A 23,592-nucleotide genomic window follows, 5' to 3' on the forward strand; every position below is an offset into this window, starting at 1 on the left:
AGAATGGCGGGGGATCTCCCCCCGCAGTTTATTCAGACAGTGTTTTAGAGCTGGAAAGCGTGGGTTCCGGCGGCGTGCTGAAGCTGCGTGCGCGACGCCACGTCAGCAGGACACCGGCAAAATAAATCAGGCCAATCACCACCAGCGCAGTGACGTTTTGCCAGGTCAGGAGCTGAATCAGAAGGTAAGTGATCGGCGATCCGCCCTGGTCCATTGAAGCCACCTGCCCGCCCGCCTTCAGCGCACCGGCGTTGGCCGCCAGCTGGGTATGCAGCCCGATGGTCTGGGTGGCGATCCACAGAGTGATGCTCATAATCACCGTGCCGGAAATCAGCGTACGGAACAGGTTACCCTGATGCACCGCCACCGCCATCGCCACAAAGAACCCGATGGTCGCCAGGTCGCCGAACGGCAGAACTTTATTTCCCGGTAGTACCACCGCAATCAGGATAGTCAGCGGGATAAAAATCAGGCTGGCGGAAACCACCGAGGTCTGCCCCAGCAGCAGCGCCGGGTCAAGTCCGATCAGGAACTCCTGACCGCCAAAGCGGGCCTGCAAACGCTTACGGGCATGTTTGGCAATCGGGTTGAGGCCATCCATAATCGGCTTGATCACTCGCGGCATCAGCAGCATCACTGCGGCGGTTTTTACCGCCAGCTGCAGCACGTCTTTCACATCGTAATGCGCCAGCAGGCCGATGATGATCCCCATGATAAACCCGACCGTCACCGGTTCACCAAAGGCACCGAAGCGCTTTTGCACATCGTCGGCGCTGAAGTGAATACGGCGCAGACCCGGCACTTTCTCAATCAGGGTATCCACCAGTACCGCAATCGGCCCCATATAGGCGGAGGTGCCGTGCGGCACGGCGATGCCGTCAAGATCGAAGAAGTTTTTTGTATCGCGGGCAAACCAGTCACCGAGCTTATAGGCAAACGCCGCATGTACCACCACGCCGAGCATCCCCAGCCAGTAAGAGCCGGTGGCAATATGTACCATCGCCCCGGTGAAGGTCATGTGCCAGATATTCCAGATATCGACGTTCACCACCCGCGTCATGCGGGTGACCAGCATCAGAATATTGACGCCAATCGCCACAGGAATAGCAATCAGGGCAATCTGCGACGCCCAGGTCATCGGTGACGATCCCGGCCAGCCGACATCCACCACCTCAAGACCAATTTCGAAGTTGGCGGCCATCGCTTTGGCGGCAGGGCCTATGGAATCCAGCATCAGCCCAATCACCAGTCCGATACCGACGAAGCCAATACCGATATGCAGGCCCGACTTAAAGGCATCGCCCACCTTCATCCCCAGACTGACGGAGAAGATAATGATCACAAACGGCAGCATCACCGTTGGGCCAAGATCGAGGATATAACGCATTATTTCCGTAAACATGTGTTCACCCCTGCAGAATGGTCAGGATTTTATCCCGCAGCGCGTCGATACCCACGCCGGAGATAAACGGCATGCCGTGTACCACCGGGATATCGCCAAACTGCCGATCGACGCGCGCCGTGGTGCAGATCAGGTGGACGCCATCCATATAGGTTTCGATCTCATTCACCCGGCACTGAACCAGCTCGGCTTCAATGTGGTTCTCGTCGCACAGCTCTTTAATTTCTTCAGCGGCCATCGTCGAGGTAGCCACCGCGCCACCGCAGGCAACAATGATTTTGCGTTTCATTTTTTTTATTCTCCGTTTTGCAGGGTCAGGGATAACGTTATGCCGCAGCGGCCAGGATGCGTTCGCTGAAGCAGTGCGCGACGTCATCTTCCGCCGCGTTTAGCAGGCTGCTAATAAATTCCGGCTGCTGCAGTTGGCCAAACAGCGCCCGCAGCAGCTTGAGCTGCTCCTGCGGGTGGGTCACCACCAGCGCGATAATCAGTTCGGCGTTGATGCTGCCGTCATCATCCGCCTGCTGAAACGCTACCGGTTTTTCCGGGCGGATCAGATAGATGGCGGGTGCGATAGCGTGAGAAGCATCGCAGTGGGGAATCGCTACCGCGTGGCCGTCAAGCGCAATCCCGGTGGGGTACGTGGCTTCGCGCTCCAGCAGCGCGGCGGGATAGCTGTCGCGGCACAGCCCCTCCTGCACCATTCGCTCACCGATATGCCGCAGGGCGTCTGTAGCGCTGGAAAAATTCATCGCCGAAGAGACGATCAGGCGGTAGTCATGCATGGCTTACCTCTTTGTGTTGGATGGATTCAGGATCGCAGCCCCACGCGTAGTCGCGCAGCACATCCTGAATTTTGTCGATAATCAGCGAATGCGGGTTAGCGGCAAGTGAGCCGGTCAGCACGCGATCGAACTGTTTTGGCAGATACTGACTCAGCAGCCCCAGCGGGATCGCCTGCTGGTTAAGATTTTCGGTCAGTGCGCTCAGCGCATCGCTGATGCGGCTATTCGGCCAGTAGTAGCGAATACGATCGGACAGGCTGTAGTGGATATCCACCAGCGACTGGCTGAACGCCGGGCGATAATATTTTTTCCAGTAGCCCGGTTCATCCAGCATCACCTGGTCGATTACAGCAAGGATCTGGCTCTGTTTCTCAGGCGCAACCAGCGCTTTTTCAATATTGGCCAACGCAAAAATCGCCTCACGCAGCGCAAAGGTCAGCGCCGGTCCGACTTTCAGAATGGCAAAGTGATCTTTTACCAGCGCGCGATAGGCGCTGCGGGTTTGATAATCGGTGGAGTGCGCTTCATACACCACCGGCGTGGAGGCAATAAACTCGCTCAGCGCCCGTGCCTGCGACGGCTGATAGTGGATCACGCTGCTGTGGTCAAACTCGACGCCCGGCTGAACCACCAGCCCGATAATTCGGGGAATCGCCTGTTCAAGACCCGCTTCGCTAAAGGCCTGATGGTGCAGTGCCAGCGTGTGTGCCGCATCTTCCGGGCGGGTAACGTGAACTTCATGGATAGCCGATGCTTCACCGCCCGGCACCGGTACTTCGGTGCCTATCACGTAGGTCAGCAGTGCCTTCTGCTGCGGGGTCGCCGTTTCTTCGGCAATACGGCACAGTTCGGCAGCGCGCCGCGCAACGGTTTCCGGCGGCAGCGGGATCGGATCGTCAGCGCAGGACATCGACGCATCCAGATGAATCTTGCTGAATCCGGCCTGCACATATTCCGCAATCAGCACCCGGGATTTCTCCATCGCCTGGTCGGCGGGTTCATTCTGCCAGCAGTTGGGTCCGAGGTGATCGCCGCCGAGGATCAGCCGTTGCTCCGGGAAGCCAACGCGCCGGGCAATCGCCAGTACGTAGTCGCGGAAGGCCGCCGGGCGCATGCCGGTATAGCCGCCGAACTGATTAACCTGATTTGAAGTCGCTTCAATCAAGACCTGACGCTGGCTGTTAAGGTCGAAGCGCAGTGCCGCTTCAATCACCAGTGGATGAGCAGAACACACTGAGCAAATACCGCAGTCCAGACCGTCTTTATGTTGCTGAATTATCGTTTTCATCACGTCCTCCGAAAGTATGCGTAAACAATCGTTAGTTTTCGCAAATTGCACAATCCCTTTCCTTTCGTTGTGTGATCGTGATCTATTTATTTTCGAAGTCATTCTTTATCTTTCGTTTTCTTTCTTTTTATCAATTCATCGAATAACTTACTCGCAAATTGATTTTTATATATCCAATACAATGGGTTATAAACATCACTGTTTTAAGACATTTCTCCAGTACCCGTGAACGCTCACAATCCTGAGATTTTTGTTTTACTTTCTATTTCTTTCGTTTTAGGATTCCCCGACCAGCTCAAAGGAGTGTTGATGAATACCTTCGAACGCAGAAACAAAATTATCGAAATGGTGAACCGCACCGGCAGCGTGCTGGTAAACGATATCTCCGCCAGACTCGGGGTGACGGAAGTGACCGTCCGGGCCGACTTGCGACTGCTGGAAGAGCGCGGGCTGCTGAGCCGTTTCCACGGCGGTGCCGCACGCAAAGAAGGTTCCGTTCCGGCTGAAACCACAATAGAAACCAGTGAGTTTAGCCTGACCGATCGCTACCAGCTGGCTGCTGACCCGAAGCGGCGCATCGCTATCGAAGCGGCAAAGCTGGTACGTGAAGGGGATACGGTCATTCTGGACAGCGGCAGCACCACCAAGCTGCTGGCCGAAGAGCTGGTGGCAATGAGCAGCATTACGGTGATTACCAACAGCCTGCCTGCGGCGAATATCTTGTTTGAAAATAAAGACATCACCCTGGTGATCTGCGGTGGCACCCTGCGGCATAAAACCGTCTCGCTGCACGGCAACATTGCGGAATATGCGCTGCGGGACGTTTCTGCCAATCTGATGTTTGTGGGTGCAGATGGGCTGGATGATGAGAACGGCATCACCACCTTTAACGAAGGCTATGCCATCAGCGGCGTGATGGCCGCCGCGGCGCAGCAGGTGATCGTGCTGACCGACTCGACGAAGTTTGGCCGTAAAGGCTACAACATTGTGCTGCCGGTGGAAAAAATCGATACCATCATCAGCGATCGCGAAGCGCCGGAAGAGATGGTGAACAGCCTGAAAAAGCAGGATAAAAAGGTGATTCTGGTTTAGCTTTTGCCGACTAAACAAATTGATTGGAGTGCCGAACAGGTCGCTTAGAAATGGCGAGGGCGCGCCGCAGTAAAAGCGGCATGATTCACTGTCGAGCAGGCAGGTTAGAAACTTCTCTTTAGCTCTTCCTCTGCGGCTTGGGCATTCACTGCCGCACAGGAAGCCAGGAAAGTTATCGGCACAGTGGTTGAAAATGGCAAACTGTTCACTGTTGCGCAGACAGATTAGAAGATTGATTTATCAATCACCTTATCTACACAATAGGAATGGAATCCTTATGAGCACTTACACAGACATCGCAAAGCGTATAGCAAAGATAATTGTTTCACCTGATGCAGTAATTGGTTTTATTCATGGTGTGTTATCAGTTCCGCAAGATTTAGGCTATCTGGCATATGGCTATATTGATACTGACTCCAGGTATAATAGAGAAACAGAACGCATCAGGCTAATCAAAGCTATTAGGTTTGGCATCCTTCAAAATGAAAATTTTGTAAGAACGATAGAAATCGTATTGAATAAATTCAATCAATACATGCCGATTGAAAAGAGAGACGAAATTTACGCAAAAAATGGGAGCATCTGTACTTGGGCGTGCAATTACCAATTCAATTCTCTCTAAAAAAATAGCCACCATAATAGCTCAACGTAGTTCACTTATGGTCGCTCTGCGGGGCGGTGTTGTTGGCAATACGCTGTTAGCTGGCGGTATGGCAGAGCGTAGCATTTATAACTCACAAAAACTCCAGAGCACTGACCCTGAAATATATTATGCATTACGTGAAAGAGATTATGATTTTCTTTATTTCCTCGTGGAGCCTGCTCTAAATCCTTTTGTTGAAGCACTAAGGATTAGAAGAAACCAAGGAGAAACAGCGTTCATTCAGATTCTGGACCTTGTGGAAAAAGAGGTAAAGTATGCCCGATGATAAACCGGAAAAACCATCACTTTGCAGGCGCGTATTTCATAGTTTCATGGAATATACTGTTTCCTTGCTTGGTGGTATGTTGGTTTTTATATGTATTTATTTTTTCTTTCATTTTGAAACGTGGCATGAAAGATTTATTTATATTTCCATCAGTATCGTTGTCGTCTGCTTCATTGTTAAGGTTCTACCTGAAAGACCAGAGGAATAATTTTTTAACAAAAGGAGAATCACATGTCTTTACCAGCTTACCTTTTTTTATATGATGAAAATGGTGTTCAAATTAAAGGATCTTGTTCTGCATTAGGTCGTGAAGGCGCGATTGAGGTAATGAATACGCAGCATGGTATCACATTGCCGACAGATCCATATACAGGATCAATGACTGGAACAAGAATGCATGAACCTGTAATAATGAGTAAAGAGGTCGACAAATCATCACCTTATCTCTTTGATTCCGTTTGTTCCTGTAAAAGACTTAAAAACGCAATAATAAGATTTTATGCTATAAACAATGCGGGCATGGAGGCAGAGGTATATAACATCAAGCTTGAAAGCGTGGTGGTAAGTTCCATAGTGTTTAACCATTCATACATTCCCGGTTCAACAAATCCTAATATGAACGAAGTAATTAAACTTAGATATAGAGGTATCGAGTGGAATTATTTACCTGGTAATATAAAGGCTGATGACTATTGGGATAAGGTTTCAAAATGATTGTAATCATCCCTATCAAAAACGCTAATCTTCCTCACCGAAAGCATTAGAATGCACAGTATCAATAACTCATGTTCCGTTCACCTACGTACAGGCAGTGTAGTCTCCCGTCAAATTGGTGGTTGAAATGCCTGTACAAACGCCGTGTAAATACCGATATCCGTGCCGAAGCAGCTTTATCAATGATGGTATACCGGCTGCTGTCGTTTCATCGTTATTTAACTAATAGCAGCTGGCGCGCTCACTGATTATTTTTTCACAGCATAGAACCACGCCTTAAAATATTTAAGGAAGCTGTAAGAAACGGCATACACGCCCGTCACAAAGCCCACCTTGCCGTCTTTCCACGATCCGTTCAGCAGATACCATTTAAACATCGCACCAAACGCGCTTATTGCCCCCCGGCTTAATGACGGTCTGATTTTTTTATATTTCACCACCCGAGAGGTATAAACATTAAGCTTGTTAAACACCTCATGCAGAGAATAAAACGTATCGTGCCTGACGCGGCCCGCTAATACCTGCCGCTGCACCTCTCCTTCCGCTGCATCGTCAACCGGACTATCGTTAAACTTTACCCGGTTCCGGTTATACAGGCGGATGGGAAAATCAGGGGAGGAAACCGGGTAAATGGTACGTACGGGCTTACCCAAAACGTACCAGTAACGCGGAAGGCACCATGCAACACCTTCATTATTCAGACCTTCTTCTTTTATCCGCCTGATGTCGGCGATAGTGTCGTCATTGAGGATTTCGTCGCTGTCCATGCAGAGCACCCAGTCATTTTTTGCCAGAGAGACCGCGTAGTTCATTTGTTGTGCGTGGGTGGTATAGACGTGATAGTGACAGGTGATGCCGAATTCAGCGAGAATTTCCAGGGTGCGATCGGTGCTGCCGGAATCAATCACAATAAATTCATCAGCAACGGGAATTAATGACTTAACCACATCGTTGAGCAGACGATCGGAGTTACAGGTAAGCAGACAAACTGACAGCATAGATCCCTCTATATATTTACACCCCCTCTTATTCCCTAAGAGAGAAAGATTTCTCCCGGGCAGGGAGAAGTAAAACTCAGGCTGTTATTTCCGAAAAAAATCCAATATAAAAACCCGCCGAGTATAGTGGATAGCTCCATTTGCTAAATTAACAAAAAATGCCGGATGGATGCATAGAAAACGACCGATAAACAGGCCACCGCCGCTTCAGGCGGACAGCAGCGGATAGCCAGCGGTAAGCGGTGAGTTGCTCAGAGCAGGTGGCAGGATTCACGTAACCGGTATTTCAGGATTTTATTCAGCGTTTGCTGTCCACCACCATTCTCACAGCCAAACCCGCCAGCACCGTACCCATCAGCCAGCGCTGAGCTTTTTGCCAGACGGGGCGCTGTGCGAGGAATGCGGCAATGGAGCCAGCAGCAAAGATAATCAGGCCGTTGACCAGCATGCTAATCGCAATCTGAGTAAAGCCCAGCGTCAGCGACTGCCCGAGGACGTTGCCCAACTCCGGGCGAATAAACTGGGGCAGCAACGTGAGATACAGCACCGCAGCTTTGGGATTCAGCAGATTGGTCAACAGCCCCATGGTAAACAGCCTGCGCGGGCTATCCGGCTGGAGTTCACGCACTTCAAAGGGAGATTTTCCGCCAAAAATCGCCTGCCACGCCATCCACAGCAGATAAGCGGCTCCGGCAAAGCGCAGTGCGTCATACGCCAGCGGTACCGCCATCACCAGTGCGGTGATGCCCAGCGCAGCGCAGAGCATGTAAAACATAAAGCCCAGAGCCACGCCGGTGAGTGAGGTGAAGCCCGCGCGTTTTCCCTGGCACAGTGAGCGGGAGATCAGATAGATCATGTTAGGCCCGGGCGTGAGGACCATGCCGAGTGAGACGGCGGCAAACGGCAGGATCTGGCTGAGTGTCATCATGAGTTCGGGTCCTTGTATCGGGTGCTTCAAGGTTATGTGCCAGCGATCGAATTTCGGCCTGAGTTCGGCATTTCACGGCGATCGGGTTTCGGCCTCTGCTAACAGGTCTGAGTTCGGCATTGGCCGGTGATCGGGAATCGACCTCTGCGGCTGCCGGCCGGTCCTCGCGCCGCGCCGGGCGCGGTACCTTCGGTTCCGGTTGCGGGCCTTACGGATCGGCCTGGAGCGGGCGTCCTGCCAGCGCCAGGCCTGATGTCCGCGTCCATGCGGCCATCTCCGGTCCCGCAGCCTGCACCTCAGCGCTGCGGATTACCCGCCAGCCGCAGAGGTCGCTCCCCTTCAGGCTATAGCATTGCGGCTTTAAGGAAACTTAAAACACCGGGCAGATAAAATCTACAGCAATGGCTGGAAATAACGACCATCACCAACACGGAATTAAATAGTCAGACAGCACGTAAGCCAAAGCGCGGGCTGGCGGCACCTACGATCGGGCAATCCGCAGCGCTGAACGCAGCGAGGAAGACAGGATTCGCCCACAGGGAAGTGGGCGAAAGGCACAGCCGCGCAGGACGCGCGTCTGTGGCGGTCCGGCAGGCTGACGAACGGAGTGAAGGCACCGCAAAGCGGCGCGAGGACCCGCCCGACGGAGGAGCAGCCAGCCAGCCAGCCAGCGCAGACTCCGATCGTTGCCAACACGGAATCAAAAGTCAGGCGACTCAAAAGCTAAAGCGAGGGCTGGCGGCACCTGCGATCGGGCAATCCGCAGCGCTGAACGCAGCGAGGAAGCCAGGATTCGCCCACACGGACGTGGGCGAAAGGCACAGCCGCGCAGGACGCGCGTCTGTGGCGGTCCGCCCGGCTGACGAACGGAGTGAAGGCACCGCAAAGCGGCGCGAGGACCCGCCCGACGGAGGAGCCGCCAGCCAGCGCAGTCTCCGAACCCTGCCAACACGGAATCAAACAGTCAGACTACACAAAATCCAAAGTCTCGGCTGACTAAGGCTCCAGCCAATCACCCGCGGATCGTATCATCCCCAAACGCCACCCACTTATACGTGGTTAACGCTTCCAGCCCCATCGGGCCGCGAGCGTGCAGCTTCTGCGTGCTCACCGCCACCTCGGCCCCCAGACCAAACTGACCACCGTCGGTAAAGCGGGTGCTGGCATTAACGTATACCGCCGAAGAATCCACCTCGTTAACGAAACGATCGGCATGCTGAATGGTGCGCGTCAGGATCGCATCGGAATGCTGCGTGCCGTACTCGCGAATATGGGCGATGCCCTCATCCAGATCGTCCACCAGCTTCACGTTCAGATCCAGCGCCAGCCACTCATCGCGGTACTGGGCATCGGTCACCGCGCTGACGCTTGCCGGGCCGTTTTCCAGCAGCGGCAGCGAACGCGGATCGGCATGCAGAGTAATGCCCTCTTCCGCCATCCGCGCGCTCAGCACCGGCAGGAAACTGTCGGCAATGGCAGCGTCAATCAGCAACGTTTCCACCGAGTTACAGGCGCTTGGGCGCTGCTTCTTGGCGTTAACGATCACCTTCAGCGCCGCTTCCTGCTCGATACTGCGATCGACATAGATATGGCAAACGCCGATACCGCCGGTGATCACCGGGATGGTTGAATTTTCACGGCACAGCTTGTGTAAACCGGCACCGCCGCGTGGGATCAACATATCCACGTAGCGATCCAGCTTAAGCAGCTGATTGACCAGCTCACGATCCGGGCTCTCAATCGCCTGAACCGCACCGGCAGGCAGGCCGTGCTGCTGCAGGGCATTCTGGATCACCCGTACGGTAGCGGCATTAGTCCGATACGTCTCTTTACCGCCGCGCAGGATCACCGCGTTACCGGTTTTCAGGCACAGACTGGCGACGTCTACGGTAACGTTCGGGCGCGCTTCATAAATCACGCCCACCACGCCGAGCGGCACGCGGCGGCGTTCGATGCGCAGACCGCTGTCCAGCTTGCCGCCGTCAATCACCACGCCAACCGGATCGGCCAGATGGCACACCTGACGCACGTCGTCGGCAATGCCCTTCAGGCGTGCCTGATTCAGCATCAGCCGGTCCAGCAGCGCGGCACTCATGCCGTTCTGGCGCGCATCGGCCAGATCCAGCTCGTTAGCAGCCAGAATCTCTGCGCTTTGCGCTTCCAGACTGTCGGCAATCGTCAGCAGTACCTGATTTTTTTGTTCGGTAGACAGTACCGAAAGCTGATATGACGCGGCCTTGGCCGCTTTACCCATTTGCTCAAGCATTGGTATTCCTTAGCTGACAATCATATCGTCGCGGTGCACGGCAACCGGACCATATTCATAACCTAAAATATCGCCAATCTGCTGGGAGTGATGCCCGGCAATCATTCGCATGGCGTCGCTGTTATAGCGCGACACGCCGTGGGCAACATCGCGCCCCTGCAAGCTGCGGATGCGGATCACTTCACCACGAGAGAAGTTGCCGCTGATATCGCGGATACCTTTAGGCAGCAGCGAACTGCCGCGCTCCAGAATGGCGGACAGCGCACCGTCATCCACCACCAGCTCACCGGCAGGCGGTGCACCAAAGATCCAGCGTTTGCGGTTCTCCAGCGGGGTGGCAAAGGCGTGGAAGCGTGTACCCACCGGCGTGGCGGCAATCACATCACCGATCACGCCCGGACGGCTGCCTGCGGCAATGATGGTGTCGATGCCCGCGCGGCAGGCAACGTCGGCGGCCTGCAGTTTAGTGGTCATGCCGCCGGTGCCCAGCCCGGAAACGCTGTCTCCGGCCAGCGCACGCAGCGCGTCATCAATAGCATGAACGTCGCTAATCAGCTCCGCTTCCGGGTTATTGCGCGGATCGGCGGTAAACAGGCCCTGTTGATCGGTCAGCAGCAGCAGCTTATCGGCACCGGCCAGAATCGCCGCCAGCGCCGACAGGTTATCGTTATCGCCCACTTTGATCTCGGCGGTCGCCACCGCGTCATTTTCATTAATGACCGGCACAATATGGTTATCGAGCAGCGCGCGCATGGTGTCGCGGGCGTTAAGAAAACGCTCGCGATCTTCCAGGTCGGCACGAGTCAGCAGCATCTGACCGATATGAATGCCGTAGATGGAAAACAGCTGTTCCCACAGCTGGATCAAACGACTCTGCCCCACCGCAGCCAGCAGCTGCTTTGAGGCGATGGTGGGCGGCAGTTCGGGGTAGCCCAGATGCTCACGCCCGGCCGCCATCGCGCCCGAGGTGACAATCACAATCCGGTGGCCAGCCGCATGTTGCTGTGCGCACTGACGCACCAGCTCAACGATATGTGCCCGATTCAGCCGACGCGATCCGCCGGTCAGTACGCTGGTCCCCAGTTTCACCACCAGGGTCTGGCTGCTGCTCATTATTTCCTGCCGTTTTTGTCATAAAAGAGTGCAAAGAAACGTTTTAACAGGAGTCGTGAAGGAAGCCAACAGCCAGACGGGGAAAAGCGTGAAAAAGCCCTGACCATTCGCTAGTCGAAAAGTTCGTGATTAACAAGAAATGTTTAAAACTGTAATAAAACTTTAATACAGAAAAGGTAAAACGTTCGTGCCTTAGAAGAGCCTCCGGGCCACTTAGTCCCAATTAGTTCAGTCGAAGTCTGCCCCGCAGCCGTCTGGAGTATGAAGGGACATAAACTTTACTCTTTCGGGATTGATAGCAATGAAGAAAAGCGCACTGGCAATTTTAACCGCCGCACTGGCCCTGTCCACCGCCGCTCAGGCTGCTGAAGTTTACAATAAAGACGGCAACAAACTGGATCTGTACGGCAAAGTGAAAGGCCTGCACTACTTCAGCGACAGCGCTGGAAACAACGGCGACAAATCTTACGTTCGTCTTGGCTTCAAGGGCCAGACCCAGATTAACGACCTGATGACCGGTTACGGTCAGTGGGAATACCAGTTCAACACCAATAACACTGAGAGCACCGACGCACAGACCGGTAACAAAACCCGTCTGGGCTTCGCCGGTCTGAAATTCGGCAGCTACGGCTCCATCGACTACGGCCGTAACTACGGCGTACTGTACGATGTGGAAGCCTGGACCGATATGTTCCCGGAATTCGGCGGTGACGGTACTGCACGTACCGACAACTTCATGACCGCGCGTACGACCGGCGTGCTGACCTACCGTAACACCAACTTCTTCGGCCTGGTTGATGGCCTGAAGTTCGCCCTGCAGTATCAGGGTAAAAACGACGCGGGCGGCGCTAACGACCGTACCAGCGTAGCGCGCCAGAACGGCGACGGCTACGGCGGCTCACTGGTTTACGCACTGGGCGACAGCGGCGTGAGCATCAGCGGTGCCTACACCTCTTCTGACCGTACTAACCAGCAGCAGGCTCAGGCTTACGGTCACGGCGACAAAGCAGATTCCTGGGGTACAGGTCTGAAGTACGATGCCAACAACCTGTATCTGGCAGCGATTTACTCTGAAACGCGTAACATGACGCCAATCAGCGGCACCAGCACCGTAACCGGTTCTTCCGTGAGCGGTATGGCGAACAAAACTCAGAACGTGGAACTGCTGGCGCAGTACCAGTTCGACTTCGGTCTGCGTCCATCACTGGGCTATATCCAGACCAAAGGTAAAGATATCGAGAACGGTATCGGCGATGAAGATTTAGTGAAATACATCGATGTGGGCGCAACTTATTACTTCAACAAGAATATGAACGCCTATGTTGACTACAAAATTAACCAGTTGAAAGACGACAACAAACTGTCTCTGAACACCGATGACGTTGTGGCTGTCGGCCTGGTTTATCAGTTCTAAGTTGTAAAACTGTACCACCCCTCGCTGTGTCTACTTAAAACAAAGGCTGGAATTATCCAGCCTTTTCTTATTCTCAGATTGAATCAGGCACTCAGCTTTACCGGCTCCTCGGCAAAATCAGCCGCAGGACGCAAATCCAGTTCCAGTTCAACCAGCACGGCCTTCAGTCGCTCATGGAAGTTACGTAACGTCTCTTCGAGGCGGGCATTGTTATCCTTACCCTTTACGGCTGTCGGCTTCCAGTTGCCTTCCTTGTCAAACAGACCAAAGTAGTACTCATAGGTGAAATGGTCCGCCTGCGCTTCCAGTTCCATCCACCAGCCCCAGAATTCTCGTTCTTCCGGTGCGGGTTTCACATTGACGCAAACTGCCAGACAGTCGAAGAAAAAGCGATCGCCTTCACACTTGTTCTCGCGGATGTAAGGGCCTAACGAGCCAAAGCGTTTCATTAAACGGCTCTTAGGATGTCCACTCGGTAACGTCATCGTTAAACCTCCTTGGTTGGGCCTATAGTTGTAGCAAAATCATGGATTTTAGCAACTCATGCGCTTAACTGCCGGGCCAGCCAGTCGCAAATATCGCGCAGGCCGCGGTCGAAATTGTTCATTGAGGGCGAAGGCTTAATCGGTAATAGCTTGCCGCTGACGGAGGAATTCACAATAGCGCGTGACTCCTCCTCCGGGCTGAACGGATCGTTAGCCCAATAGCCGGAAAGCATCGGCACGGTGCAGCGGCGCCCCAGCAGTCCCTGAAGCTTGAGCGAGAAGCGGCTCAGCTCAATACGCAGCGCGCTGTCGGAGGTGCTGGACATCCCCAGACGGCTGGCCAGCATATCCATATACATTTCCGGGACCCGATCCTGTAGGGCGATATCACTCAGCAGGCTATGGACGATGGGGCCAAGGCAGGCCACCGCACGCAGACGCTGAGGTTCAAGATAAGCTAAACGGACGGCAACGTTCGCACCGAAGCGGAAGCCGAAGGCGGCTACACGGGTATGATCGACCCACGCCACCTGCTCGAGCTGGCGCAGTACGTGTTGATGCAGGAAGCTGGAATCATGCGTTAGCTTCCATTTGGCGGAAAAGCCCACCGACGGAACGTCGAGGGTCAGCATGGCGATACCGCGCGGCGCGAGGTAGTCATGGAACAGGCGGTAGTGATCGCTTTGCAGCGAGTCAAGGTTGGCACACAGCATCACCGTCGGATAGGGTGCCGATACGCCCGGCGGCATATGCAGGAAGCCAGTGACCGGGCTGCCATCGGGAATGTTGAACGTCAGCTCGCGCAGTTCGCCAGACAGGCGGCTGGTCGCTTCCTGATAGGCTCGGTTCGCCAGCAGCTGTGCCTGCTCAGCCAGTTCGTCTTCTTTCAGATAGGGATAGCCCGCCAGGCTGTACAGATTCGCCGCGTGCAGCCAGTGCTGGCCGGACAGCAGATCGTCTTCACATTCGCTGGCCTTTTGCTGCCACTGTGCCGCCTGCTTTGACCATTCATAAATCCAGTTGCCGCTGCGATAGCCAATTACCGTATCCAGCAACCGATCGTCGGTATGCTCCACCCGGCTGACCGCAATGCGTGCCAGTACTTCGCTGATTTCCTGCGGCGTCAGCCCTCGCCAGGTCCACAGCAGGCGGTTAATCATGCGATACCAGCCAGCATGGCTTTCGCCATCCAGCGCGGAGTGAATGTTTATCGGGCGGTGATGATGCACACGCCGCACCAGCGACGAGGTTTCAGGATGCTTAAAACGCGGTTTGAACAGTTCTTCGCTGAGGTTTTTCGGCGACATGACTGGGAGTTCCTCCGGCATTCTGGACAGATATCCAGTCTATCGTAGCCACAGCTCGCACGCGAAGGATAAAAACAGACGCGCCCGGTAAAACCGGGCGCGCATTGAGCAGCATCAATCAGTTTTTAACAATGGGTGGAATATAGGCAACGCCCATATCCCATGGCTGCTCAATCCAGGTGTTTTGCGGGATGTCGATGATGTAATCGTCAACCAGAGGGCGGCCGGCCGGTTTAGCAAAGATAGTGACAAAACGCGCCTGCGGATACATATCGCGAATCGCCTGCGCTGTACCGCCGGTGTCCACCAGGTCATCAATTACGATAAACCCTTTGCCGTCCCCTTCTGCACGCTTCAGCACTTTCATTTCACGCTGATTATCGTGGTCGTAGCTGGAGATGCAGACGGTATCAACGTGGCGAATGCCCAGCTCGCGAGCCAGCAGTGCAGCAGGCACCAGGCCACCGCGGCTGACGGCAATAATGCCCTGCCACTGTTCTACAGGAAGCAGGCGCTGTGCCAGTTTACGGGCATGAATCTGCAGCATGTCCCAGGTGACGACGTATTTTTCACTCATAAAAAGATCCCGACCAGAAACTGGCTTAAAAATGTGCAATGGGAAAGGTTGCGCGAAATTATAGAGATCTGAGGCGCTAAAAACCAGCACCAGAGGCGTCGATAACCGCTTTTTTGCCGGGGCGAAGTAAGCAGCGTCTGATAAACGGTGATACTATTTCCCCATCGCGTCAGATCCGCTGACGGGAATTGTCCAACCGAATTTAACGCACGCCCCTGCCTTGATGGCGGTCGGTGGTGCTGACACAGGAGAGTCAACGTGTCTGAATTGTCTCAATTATCTCCGCAGCCGCTGTGGGATATTTTTGCCAAAATTTGCTCCATTCCTCACCCTTCTTATCATGAAGAAGCGCTGGCCAGCCACATTATGTCGTGGGCCAAAGAGCAGGGGTTCTGGCATGAACGTGACCAGGTCGGCAATATCCTGATTCGTAAACCGGCCACGCCGGGCCTGGAAAACCGTAAGCCGGTGGCGCTGCAGGCGCACCTGGATATGGTGCCGCAAAAAAATAACGATACCGTGCATGATTTCACCAAAGATCCGATTCAACCGTGGGTTGATGGGGAGTGGGTGAAGGCGCGCGGTACCACGCTGGGTGCCGACAACGGCATCGGTATGGCCTCCGCGCTGGCTGTTTTAGCCGATAGCAGCGTTGAGCACGGTCCGCTGGAAGTGCTGCTGACCATGACAGAAGAAACCGGCATGGCCGGCGCATTTGGTCTTCAGGCCGGCTGGCTGCAGGCTGATATTCTGATCAACACCGACTCGGAAGAAGAAGGTGAGATCTATATGGGCTGCGCGGGCGGTATCGACTTTACCAGCACCCTGCCGCTGACTCGCGAAGCGCTGCCAGCGGGTTATCAAACGCTGAAGCTGACCTTAAAAGGCCTGAAAGGCGGCCACTCCGGCTGCGATATTCACGTCGGTCTGGGCAACGCCAACAAGCTGCTTTCCCGCTTCCTGTTTGCCCACGCGGCGGAACTTGACCTGCGCCTGATCGATTTTACCGGCGGTACGCTGCGTAATGCCATTCCGCGTGAGGCGTTTGCTACCCTTGCGGTTGCGGCCGATAAGGTCGATCGTCTGAAGTCGCTGGCGGCTGGCTACCTGACCACGCTGCAAAATGAACTGAGCCTGGTTGAGAAAAATATCGCTATCGTGACCGAAGCCGTGGAAAGCAGCGAACAGCCGCTGACTGCCGCAAGCCGCGATGCCTTTATTGCCCTGCTGAACAGTACCCCGAACGGCGTGATCCGCAACTCTGATGTGATGAAAGGCGTGGTGGAAACCTCGCTGAACGTCGGCGTGGTGAAGTTTGAAGGCGACGAAGCGGTCATCAATAGCCTGGTGCGCTCCCTGATCGACAGCGGCAAAGAGTACGTGGTCGAAATGCTCACCGCGCTCGGCCAGCTGGCGGGGGCAAAAACCCTGGCGAAGGGCAGCTACCCGGGCTGGCAGCCGGATGCCACCTCACCGGTGATGGCGCTGGTGCGTGAAACCTATGAGAAGCTGTTTAACCGCACGCCGAACATTCAGGTGATTCACGCGGGTCTGGAGTGCGGTCTGTTTAAAAAGCCGTACCCGGAAATGGATATGGTTTCTATCGGCCCCACCATTACCGGCCCACACTCACCGGATGAACAGGTGCATATCGCAAGCGTAGGCCTGTACTGGCAGCTGCTGACCGCGCTGCTGAAGGCTATCCCGGCGAAATAAACGTATTCCCAGCCCGGGAATCCCCGGGTTGGATAATCTTTGCCGGCAAGCCGACACCGCAGCGCAGAATACCCGCGCTAAGCCATGCGAGTGTTCACAAAGCAGGATGTATGTGAACCCTGCCTGTGTTCACCATGGAATGCACTATCTGATGAACGCTGCCGCATAACACTGCGGCAGCATTTTTATTATGCAACGTGTAGCCGTTTCCCTCACTACAGCCCCAGCAGCAGCTGCCGCTCGATCTGCGGATTCAGCAGCGTCACGTGCAGCCCGACCAGCCTGACCCCGCGCCCTCCCCGCCGTTCGTCCCAGCTTTTACGCGCCACGGCAATCAAATCGGCTTTATTCAGCTCCGGCCAGACGTGTTCCTGAGTAGTCAGCTGGAAGTCATTAAACTTCAGCTTCACGCCCTGACGGGCAATCTGGCGGTCCGGCTTGATTTTGATCAGCCGCCGTTCCAGCTCTTCGTATAGCGTATCGATAATTTCCAGGCACGCTTCCCAGTCATGAATATCTTCAGACAGCGTGCGTTCCACGCCGAGGGACTTACGCTGACGCTCGGTGATCACCTCGCGGTCGTCAAAACCGTGGCTTCGCTCCCACAGCACGCGGCCAAATTTACCAAACCGCTTAAGCAGCATTGCCAGATCGCTTTTTTGCACATCGGCACAGGTATTCAGCCCCAGCTCTTCCAGCTTGCGGGCGGTCACTTTGCCGACGCCGGGAATTTTTGCCAGCGGCAGGGCCAGCAGAAAGTCGGGCATCTCCTCGGGAGTGATTACGCACTGGCCGTTGGGTTTATTGATATCAGAGGCGATTTTGGCGAGGAATTTAATCGGTGCCACGCCGGCAGAAGCGGTCAGGTTTAGCTCCTGCTGGATAGTCTGGCGGATTTCCCGCGCCATCAGCGTCGCCGATCCCTGGCAGTGGGAACTGTCGGAAACGTCAAGATAGGCTTCATCCAACGAAAGTGGCTCAATCAGCGAAGTATAGCGGGAGAAAATTTCACGGATATGGGCGCTGGCCTCTTTATAAGCGTCATAGCGGCCGGGGATCACTTTAAGATGGGGGCAAAGTTTTAAGGCCATGGCCGTTGGCATCGCGCTGCGCACACCGTACTTACGCGCCGGATAGTTGGCGGTGCTGATCACTCCACGTGCCACCCGGCTGCCGCCAATCGCAATCGGGATATCGCGCAGGCTGGGATCGTCACGCATTTCTACTGCGGCAAAAAAGCAGTCCATATCAACGTGAATGATCTTACGCATAATGCCCCCGACAATGCACTGTATAAGTATACAGTTAAATCAGGCGATATCAATAAATGTCGGTTCACCCGCAATCATGGCGGGTATTAAGGTATTTAATCTTTCTAATCTTGAGAAAAAAATAGACAATGCTATGGTATCGCCGCGATAGCGGAATTGTCCTATATTGCAAGAAACAGACGCCTTTTGGCGTTGCACTCCACCCTCTTTTTCAAGGGAACAAGAATGGCCAAAATCGCACTGCTGTTTGCGATGATTTTTCTGCCCGCCGTTGTCTTTGCCAGCGTACCCGATGCGGTACAGCCATTGGCTCCGGTCAGCAAAGAGTTAAAGAAACAACTGCTGGGTACACCGGTGTATCTGCAGATCTTTAAAGAAGAACGCACTCTCGAGCTTTACGGCAAGATCGGTAACGAATATCGCCTGCTCGACAGCTATCGCATCTGTAATTTTTCCGGCGGACTGGGGCCAAAACGCCGCCAGGGCGATTTTAAAAGCCCGGAAGGTTTTTACAGCGTCGGGCTTTCCCAGCTTAAGCCGGACAGCCGCTTTTATCGCGCGATTAACGTCGGCTTCCCGAATGAATATGACCGCCAGCAGGGTTATGAAGGGAAATATCTGATGATCCACGGCAACTGCGTGTCTGTTGGCTGCTATGCCATGACCGATGCCTATATGGACGAAATTTATCACTATGTGGAAGCCGCCCTGCGTAACGGCCAGCAGCGCGTTGATGTCAGCATTTATCCCTTCCGCATGACCGAAAGCAATATGCAGCGCCACCGTTACTCGACCTATTTCAGCTTCTGGAAAGAGCTGCAGCCGGGCTATACGCAGTTTGTGCAGACCAAACAGCCGCCGTCAGTGAGCGTCAGCGGCGGTAAGTATGTGCTGAGCCGCCCGATGATGAACGGCACAGCGGCACCAGATTCAGCTCTGGCGCTCACCAAGACAAAATAGCGCCCACTCGCCTGGGGCAATCTTGTTCCAGGTTTCGTTAGCCGTCAGCGGCTGCGTTGCTATCACCGTGACCACGTCATTCGGCGTGGTCTGCTTCTGAAAATCAATTTCCACATCCTGATCCAGCAGCTTCGCTTTGCCAAACGGCGCACGACGGGTGATCCAGAACAGATTGGTGGAACAGAACGCCATCAGATAGCGACCGTCCGACAGCAACATATTGAATACGCCCTTCTCCCTTAGCTCCCCCGCCAGCTCGGCGATATAGCGGAACACCGCAGGCCAGTTGCCCGGCGTACGCGGATAACGCGTGGTCAGCTTATGCAGCAGCCAGCAGAAGGCCAGCTCGCTGTCGGTTTCGCCGATCGGTCGATAAGGCCCGGTATCCAGATTCTTATAGCCTTTCAGCTGACCGTTATGGGCATAGGTCCAGTTGCGGCCCCACAGTTCGCGGGTGAAAGGATGCGTGTTTTCCAGCGACACTTCGCCGCGGTTGGCCTGGCGTATATGCGCCACCACCGAACACGACTTGATCGGGTAATCCTGCACCAGACGCGCAATCGGCGACTGGAAGCTCGGTTGCGGATCTTTAAATGTGCGGCAGCCTTTACCCTCGTAGAAGGTAATACCCCAACCATCTTTATGCGGACCCGTTCCGCCACCGCGCTGCACCAGCCCGGTAAAGCTAAAACAGATGTCCGTCGGGACGTTCGCGCTCATCCCGAGCAGTTCGCACATAGTGATTCCTCGTCAACAACCTTGAAACGGATAACCGTGGAGTGCCCACCGCGCAGCAGCGCCAGCGGGCAACGGCAGGGATTACTTCGCCATCTCTTTTTCGATCAGCAGGATCAGGATATGAATCACTTTAATGTGAATCTCCTGAATGCGATCGGCAAAACCAAAGTGCGGCACGCGGATTTCGACATCTGCCGATCCGTCCATTTTCCCACCGTCTTTACCGGTCAGGGTGATCACCTTCATCCCTTTGGCACGGGCAGCTTCAATCGCTTTAATCACGTTGGCGGAATTGCCGGAAGTGGAGATCCCCAGCAGAACATCACCCGCCTGGCCTACCGCTTCAACATAGCGGGAGAAGATGGCGTCAAAGCCAAAGTCATTGCCCACGCAGGAGATGTGGCTGACGTCAGAGATCGCAATCGCCGGATAGCCCGGACGGTTTTCACGATAGCGGCCGGTCAGCTCTTCAGCGAAATGCATCGCATCGCAGTGCGAGCCGCCGTTACCGCAGGAAAGCACTTTGCCACCCGCCTTAAAGGAATCGGCCAGCAGCACGGCCGCCCGCTGAATGGCATGGATGTTAGCGTCATCGCTTAAAAACTTATTCAGCGTGTCGGCGGCTTCGTTTAGCTCGGCGCGAATGATGTCCTGGTACATAGGGAGAGATCCTTTTTAGGAATAAGTGACGGCTTAAGTTTATCAACTTGCCAGAAGGCCGTGAAGCAATCTCCTTTTCGCTTGCGAGGTTTACCCGGATGTGCGGCGGTTTGTGAGCCAGGTTGTAATTATTATGTAAACAGATTGCATCTGAGCCAGCGCTAATCTAAACATATAACCAACAGGTCGGACCTCTTACTACTTACGGAGCGCACGTTATGATGGTTCTCAGTATTGTGGCGACAATCGTGCTGATTGGTGCCCTGTTTTATCACCGCGTTAACCTTCTGGCTGGCAGTATCGCCTTGCTGGCGTGGACCGCCGTTCTCAGCCTTGTCGGCCTGTGGACCTTCTGGCTGCTGGTCCCGCTCGCTATCATCCTGCTGCCGCTTAACCTGCTGCCGATGCGCCAGGCGATGTTTGGCAAGCCGGTGCTGAATACTTTCCGCAAGGTGATGCCGCCAATGTCGCGTACCGAAAAAGAAGCCATCGACGCCGGGACAACCTGGTGGGAAGGCGATCTGTTCCGCGGCGCGCCGGACTGGAAAAAACTGCACAACTATCCGCAGCCGCGCCTGACCGAAGAAGAGCAGGCATTTCTTAGCGGCCCGGTTGAAGAAGCCTGCCGCATGGCGAATGACTTCGAAATTACCCATGAAATGGCCGACCTGCCGCCGGAACTGTGGGCATATCTGAAACAGCATCGCTTCTTTGCGATGATCATTAAGAAAGAGTATGGCGGGCTGGAGTTTTCCGCCTACGCGCAGGCCCAGGTGCTGCAAAAGCTGGCCGGTGTGTCCGGTATTCTGGCGATCACCGTCGGCGTGCCTAACTCCCTCGGCCCCGGTGAACTGCTGCAGCACTACGGTACTGAAGAGCAGAAAAATCACTATCTTCCTCGCCTGGCGCGCGGCGATGAGATCCCCTGCTTTGCGCTGACCAGCCCGGAAGCGGGCTCCGATGCCGGGGCAATCCCTGATACCGGCGTGGTCTGCATGGGCGACTGGCAGGGCGAGCAGGTGCTGGGCATGCGCCTGACCTGGAACAAACGCTACATTACCCTGGCCCCGGTTGCCACCGTGCTGGGCCTGGCGTTCAAACTGTCTGACCCGGATCGTCTGCTGGGCAACACCGAAGAACTGGGCATCACCTGTGCGCTGATCCCGACCCAAACCCCGGGCGTGGAAATCGGCACCCGCCACTTCCCGCTTAACGTGCCGTTCCAGAATGGCCCGACGCGCGGTAAAGACATCTTTGTGCCGATTGATTTTATTATCGGTGGTCCGGTAATGGCCGGTCAGGGCTGGCGGATGTTGGTTGAATGCCTCTCCGTCGGTCGCGGTATTACCCTGCCGTCAAACTCCACCGGCAGCCTGAAGAGCATTGCACTGGCGATTGGTGCCTACGCCCATATCCGCCGCCAGTTCCGCCTGCCGATCGGCAAGATGGAAGGGATTGAAGAGCCGCTGGCACGCATTGCCGGTAACGCCTATGTGATGGATGCCGCCGCGTCGCTGATTACCTACGGCATTATGCAGGGAGAAAAACCGGCGGTGCTGTCGGCGATTGTGAAATACCACTGCACCCACCGCGGCCAGCGGGCGATTATGGATGCGATGGATATCGCCGGGGGCAAAGGCATTATGCTCGGCAACAGTAACTTCCTCGCCCGCGCCTATCAGGGTGCACCGATTGCAATTACCGTTGAAGGCGCGAACATTCTGACCCGCAGCATGATTATCTTCGGCCAGGGGGCGATTCGCTGCCACCCTTACGTACTGGAAGAGATGGAAGCCGCGCAGAATAACGACGTGGCTGCCTTTGACCGGGCGCTGTTTAAACATATCGGCCACGTAGGCAGTAATAAAATGCGCAGCCTGTGGCTGGGCCTGACCGGCGGCCTGACCAGCGCCTCGCCAACCCGCGATGCCACTCGCCGCTACTATCAGCATCTGAACCGCATCAGCGCTAACCTCGCCCTGCTGTCGGATGTTTCAATGTCGGTACTCGGCGGCAGCCTGAAGCGCCGCGAACGTATCTCGGCACGCCTGGGCGATATTCTCAGCCAGCTTTACCTCGCCTCGGCGGCGCTGAAGCGCTACGACGATGAGGGCCGTAACGAAGCCGATCTGCCGCTGGTGCACTGGGGCGTTCAGGATGCACTGAATCAGGCTGAAACGGCGATTGACGATCTACTGCGTAACTTCCCGAACAGAATGGTAGCGGGCCTGCTGCGCGTAGTGATCTTCCCAACCGGCCGCCACTGCCGCGCACCGTCCGATCGCCTGGACCACCAGCTGGCGCGTATTCTGCAGCTGCCGTCTGCAACCCGCAGCCGTCTGGGACGCGGTCAGTATCTGGCATCGAGCGAACACAATCCGGCGGGCCAGCTGGAGCAGGCATTAACCGACGTGATGGCGGCAGAAGTGATTCACGAACGCGTCTCGAAAGAGCAGAAAAAGCACCTGCCGTTCACCCGCCTGGACGTGCTGGCCGCCGAAGGTCAGCACGCAGGATGGCTGACCAAAGCCGAAGCTGACGTGCTGATCCGCGCCGAGGCCAGTCGCCTGCGTTCCATTAACGTTGACGAATTCGAGGCCGATGCGCTGGCGACCCGTCCGGTGAAAGCCGAAGGTTCTGGTAAGGTCGCGCTGGATAAATCCGCTAAGTCTGGGGAATCTGCGGCGACAGTACAGGGTAAATCGGGCAAGCAGGATGATGCAGCCACGGTCACGCTGGAGAAACCCGCTGCGGTAAAGCCGCAGGGGGCGGGTAAAACCGAAGCGGCGTAGCTTCAGGCTGCCTGCGTTTGACGGCCTGACGATACTGCCTGGCGGTTACCTTTGTCAGACAGCTCAGGCAGCTAAATCGCATCAGAAACACGCAATAAAAAAACGCCAACCGGCAAGGGTTGGCGTTTTTATTTCGCTGACTAAGCTGCTCCACATG

The 23,592-nt window shown here is 55.1% G+C and carries 19 protein-coding genes and 2 pseudogenes; 7 read left to right on the forward strand and 14 right to left on the reverse strand.

The annotated features are described in order from the left end of the window. Window positions 1–28: 28 nt before the first annotated feature. Genes IBT46_RS23300 through gatZ form a run of 4 tightly spaced genes read right to left on the reverse strand, consistent with a single transcriptional unit; the run spans window position 29 to window position 3,475 of the window. On the reverse strand, window positions 29–1,402 hold the full coding sequence (locus IBT46_RS23300) for a galactitol-specific PTS transporter subunit IIC (RefSeq protein WP_105590719.1): 1,374 nt from the start codon (window positions 1,400–1,402) through the stop codon (window positions 29–31). A gap of 4 nt (window positions 1,403–1,406) precedes the next feature. Next, window positions 1,407–1,691, reverse strand: a complete 285-nt coding sequence (gatB, locus tag IBT46_RS23305) for a PTS galactitol transporter subunit IIB (protein ID WP_105590718.1) — start codon at window positions 1,689–1,691, stop codon at window positions 1,407–1,409. A 37-nt stretch (window positions 1,692–1,728) separates the two neighbouring features. Then, entirely contained in the window at window positions 1,729–2,187 is a 459-nt protein-coding gene (gatA, locus tag IBT46_RS23310) for a PTS galactitol transporter subunit IIA (RefSeq protein ID WP_200547591.1), read from the reverse strand. Continuing rightward, window positions 2,180–3,475 (reverse strand): tagatose-bisphosphate aldolase subunit GatZ, encoded by a 1,296-nt coding sequence (gene gatZ / locus IBT46_RS23315; protein WP_200547592.1) that lies wholly within the window; start codon window positions 3,473–3,475, stop codon window positions 2,180–2,182. Before gatZ ends, gatA begins: the two co-directional genes overlap by 8 nt. 309 nt (window positions 3,476–3,784) lie before the next feature. Here gatZ and IBT46_RS23320 point away from each other — a divergent pair, with 309 nt between their 5' ends. The 3 genes and pseudogenes from IBT46_RS23320 (at window position 3,785) to IBT46_RS23330 (ending at window position 6,210) form a co-directional block, all read left to right on the forward strand. Beyond that, window positions 3,785–4,567: a DeoR/GlpR family DNA-binding transcription regulator gene (locus IBT46_RS23320; protein ID WP_200547593.1), complete on the forward strand. Its 783-nt coding sequence runs from the start codon at window positions 3,785–3,787 to the stop codon at window positions 4,565–4,567. 277 nt (window positions 4,568–4,844) lie between these two features. Further along, window positions 4,845–5,496: pseudogene (locus tag IBT46_RS23325) on the forward strand (hypothetical protein). Between the two features lie 231 nt (window positions 5,497–5,727). Continuing rightward, entirely contained in the window at window positions 5,728–6,210 is a 483-nt protein-coding gene (locus IBT46_RS23330) for a type VI secretion system tube protein TssD (RefSeq protein ID WP_200547594.1), read from the forward strand. Between the two features lie 248 nt (window positions 6,211–6,458). Here IBT46_RS23330 and IBT46_RS23335 read toward each other — a convergent pair whose 3' ends face one another. The 4 genes from IBT46_RS23335 to proB form a co-directional block, all read right to left on the reverse strand. Beyond that, complete coding sequence (locus tag IBT46_RS23335; protein WP_200547595.1) at window positions 6,459–7,208, reverse strand: glycosyltransferase family 2 protein; 750 nt, start codon at window positions 7,206–7,208, stop codon at window positions 6,459–6,461. Window positions 7,209–7,506: 298 nt separating this feature from the next. Further along, window positions 7,507–8,136 (reverse strand): LysE family translocator, encoded by a 630-nt coding sequence (locus IBT46_RS23340; protein WP_105590713.1) that lies wholly within the window; start codon window positions 8,134–8,136, stop codon window positions 7,507–7,509. Window positions 8,137–9,148: 1,012 nt separating this feature from the next. Then, a complete protein-coding gene (gene proA / locus IBT46_RS23345) occupies window positions 9,149–10,402 on the reverse strand; it encodes a glutamate-5-semialdehyde dehydrogenase (RefSeq protein WP_105590712.1) in 1,254 nt (417 codons plus the stop codon). Window positions 10,403–10,411: 9 nt separating this feature from the next. Next, complete coding sequence (gene proB / locus IBT46_RS23350; protein ID WP_200547596.1) at window positions 10,412–11,515, reverse strand: glutamate 5-kinase; 1,104 nt, start codon at window positions 11,513–11,515, stop codon at window positions 10,412–10,414. A gap of 301 nt (window positions 11,516–11,816) precedes the next feature. On the opposite strand from proB, the gene ompC reads away from it, so the two are divergent. Then, window positions 11,817–12,929, forward strand: a complete 1,113-nt coding sequence (gene ompC, locus IBT46_RS23355) for a porin OmpC (RefSeq protein WP_200547597.1) — start codon at window positions 11,817–11,819, stop codon at window positions 12,927–12,929. Between the two features lie 83 nt (window positions 12,930–13,012). Here the strand turns inward: ompC and crl are convergent, their stop codons facing one another. The 3 genes from crl to gpt form a co-directional block, all read right to left on the reverse strand. Further along, window positions 13,013–13,414: a sigma factor-binding protein Crl gene (gene crl / locus IBT46_RS23360; protein WP_105590709.1), complete on the reverse strand. Its 402-nt coding sequence runs from the start codon at window positions 13,412–13,414 to the stop codon at window positions 13,013–13,015. 56 nt (window positions 13,415–13,470) lie between these two features. After that, a complete protein-coding gene (gene frsA, locus IBT46_RS23365; RefSeq protein ID WP_200547598.1) occupies window positions 13,471–14,721 on the reverse strand; it encodes an esterase FrsA in 1,251 nt (416 codons plus the stop codon). A gap of 118 nt (window positions 14,722–14,839) precedes the next feature. Beyond that, a complete protein-coding gene (gene gpt, locus IBT46_RS23370) occupies window positions 14,840–15,298 on the reverse strand; it encodes a xanthine phosphoribosyltransferase (RefSeq protein ID WP_105590707.1) in 459 nt (152 codons plus the stop codon). A gap of 258 nt (window positions 15,299–15,556) precedes the next feature. On the opposite strand from gpt, the gene pepD reads away from it, so the two are divergent. Further along, window positions 15,557–17,014, forward strand: a complete 1,458-nt coding sequence (pepD, locus tag IBT46_RS23375) for a beta-Ala-His dipeptidase (protein ID WP_200547599.1) — start codon at window positions 15,557–15,559, stop codon at window positions 17,012–17,014. A 215-nt stretch (window positions 17,015–17,229) separates the two neighbouring features. Here the strand turns inward: pepD and dinB are convergent, their stop codons facing one another. After that, window positions 17,230–18,285: a DNA polymerase IV gene (gene dinB / locus IBT46_RS23380; protein ID WP_200547600.1), complete on the reverse strand. Its 1,056-nt coding sequence runs from the start codon at window positions 18,283–18,285 to the stop codon at window positions 17,230–17,232. Window positions 18,286–18,510: 225 nt separating this feature from the next. On the opposite strand from dinB, the gene dpaA reads away from it, so the two are divergent. Next, window positions 18,511–19,245 (forward strand): peptidoglycan meso-diaminopimelic acid protein amidase, encoded by a 735-nt coding sequence (gene dpaA, locus IBT46_RS23385; RefSeq protein ID WP_200547601.1) that lies wholly within the window; start codon window positions 18,511–18,513, stop codon window positions 19,243–19,245. Here dpaA and IBT46_RS23390 read toward each other — a convergent pair. Together IBT46_RS23390 and lpcA are read right to left on the reverse strand one after the other, a co-directional pair. After that, complete coding sequence (locus IBT46_RS23390; RefSeq protein WP_105590703.1) at window positions 19,216–19,983, reverse strand: class II glutamine amidotransferase; 768 nt, start codon at window positions 19,981–19,983, stop codon at window positions 19,216–19,218. The genes dpaA and IBT46_RS23390 overlap by 30 nt on opposite strands. A gap of 81 nt (window positions 19,984–20,064) precedes the next feature. Next, on the reverse strand, window positions 20,065–20,643 hold the full coding sequence (lpcA, locus tag IBT46_RS23395) for a D-sedoheptulose 7-phosphate isomerase (RefSeq protein WP_105590702.1): 579 nt from the start codon (window positions 20,641–20,643) through the stop codon (window positions 20,065–20,067). A 218-nt stretch (window positions 20,644–20,861) separates the two neighbouring features. Here lpcA and fadE point away from each other — a divergent pair. Beyond that, window positions 20,862–23,270, forward strand: a pseudogene (gene fadE / locus IBT46_RS23400) (acyl-CoA dehydrogenase FadE); the annotation flags it as partial. Window positions 23,271–23,592 lie beyond the last annotated feature (322 nt).

It is taken from the genome of Erwinia sp. S38 (assembly GCF_016624545.1).
GTDB classification, from domain to species: Bacteria; Pseudomonadota; Gammaproteobacteria; order Enterobacterales; family Enterobacteriaceae; genus Erwinia; species Erwinia coffeiphila.

Bases quoted from the DNA above. Each gene is read 5' to 3' on its own strand.
- gatZ (WP_200547592.1), bottom strand. From the start codon at position 3,475: ATGAAAACGATAATTCAGCAACATAAAGACGGTCTGGACTGCGGTATT.
- IBT46_RS23335 (WP_200547595.1), bottom strand. From the start codon at position 7,208: ATGCTGTCAGTTTGTCTGCTTACCTGTAACTCCGATCGTCTGCTCAAC.
- gpt (WP_105590707.1), bottom strand. From the start codon at position 15,298: ATGAGTGAAAAATACGTCGTCACCTGGGACATGCTGCAGATTCATGCC.
- lpcA (WP_105590702.1), bottom strand. From the start codon at position 20,643: ATGTACCAGGACATCATTCGCGCCGAGCTAAACGAAGCCGCCGACACG.
- frsA (WP_200547598.1), bottom strand. From the start codon at position 14,721: ATGTCGCCGAAAAACCTCAGCGAAGAACTGTTCAAACCGCGTTTTAAG.
- proA (WP_105590712.1), bottom strand. From the start codon at position 10,402: ATGCTTGAGCAAATGGGTAAAGCGGCCAAGGCCGCGTCATATCAGCTT.
- crl (WP_105590709.1), bottom strand. From the start codon at position 13,414: ATGACGTTACCGAGTGGACATCCTAAGAGCCGTTTAATGAAACGCTTT.
- ompC (WP_200547597.1), top strand. From the start codon at position 11,817: ATGAAGAAAAGCGCACTGGCAATTTTAACCGCCGCACTGGCCCTGTCC.
- dpaA (WP_200547601.1), top strand. From the start codon at position 18,511: ATGGCCAAAATCGCACTGCTGTTTGCGATGATTTTTCTGCCCGCCGTT.
- gatB (WP_105590718.1), bottom strand. From the start codon at position 1,691: ATGAAACGCAAAATCATTGTTGCCTGCGGTGGCGCGGTGGCTACCTCG.
- IBT46_RS23320 (WP_200547593.1), top strand. From the start codon at position 3,785: ATGAATACCTTCGAACGCAGAAACAAAATTATCGAAATGGTGAACCGC.
- proB (WP_200547596.1), bottom strand. From the start codon at position 11,515: ATGAGCAGCAGCCAGACCCTGGTGGTGAAACTGGGGACCAGCGTACTG.
- IBT46_RS23340 (WP_105590713.1), bottom strand. From the start codon at position 8,136: ATGATGACACTCAGCCAGATCCTGCCGTTTGCCGCCGTCTCACTCGGC.
- gatA (WP_200547591.1), bottom strand. From the start codon at position 2,187: ATGCATGACTACCGCCTGATCGTCTCTTCGGCGATGAATTTTTCCAGC.
- dinB (WP_200547600.1), bottom strand. From the start codon at position 18,285: ATGCGTAAGATCATTCACGTTGATATGGACTGCTTTTTTGCCGCAGTA.
- IBT46_RS23390 (WP_105590703.1), bottom strand. From the start codon at position 19,983: ATGTGCGAACTGCTCGGGATGAGCGCGAACGTCCCGACGGACATCTGT.
- IBT46_RS23300 (WP_105590719.1), bottom strand. From the start codon at position 1,402: ATGTTTACGGAAATAATGCGTTATATCCTCGATCTTGGCCCAACGGTG.
- IBT46_RS23330 (WP_200547594.1), top strand. From the start codon at position 5,728: ATGTCTTTACCAGCTTACCTTTTTTTATATGATGAAAATGGTGTTCAA.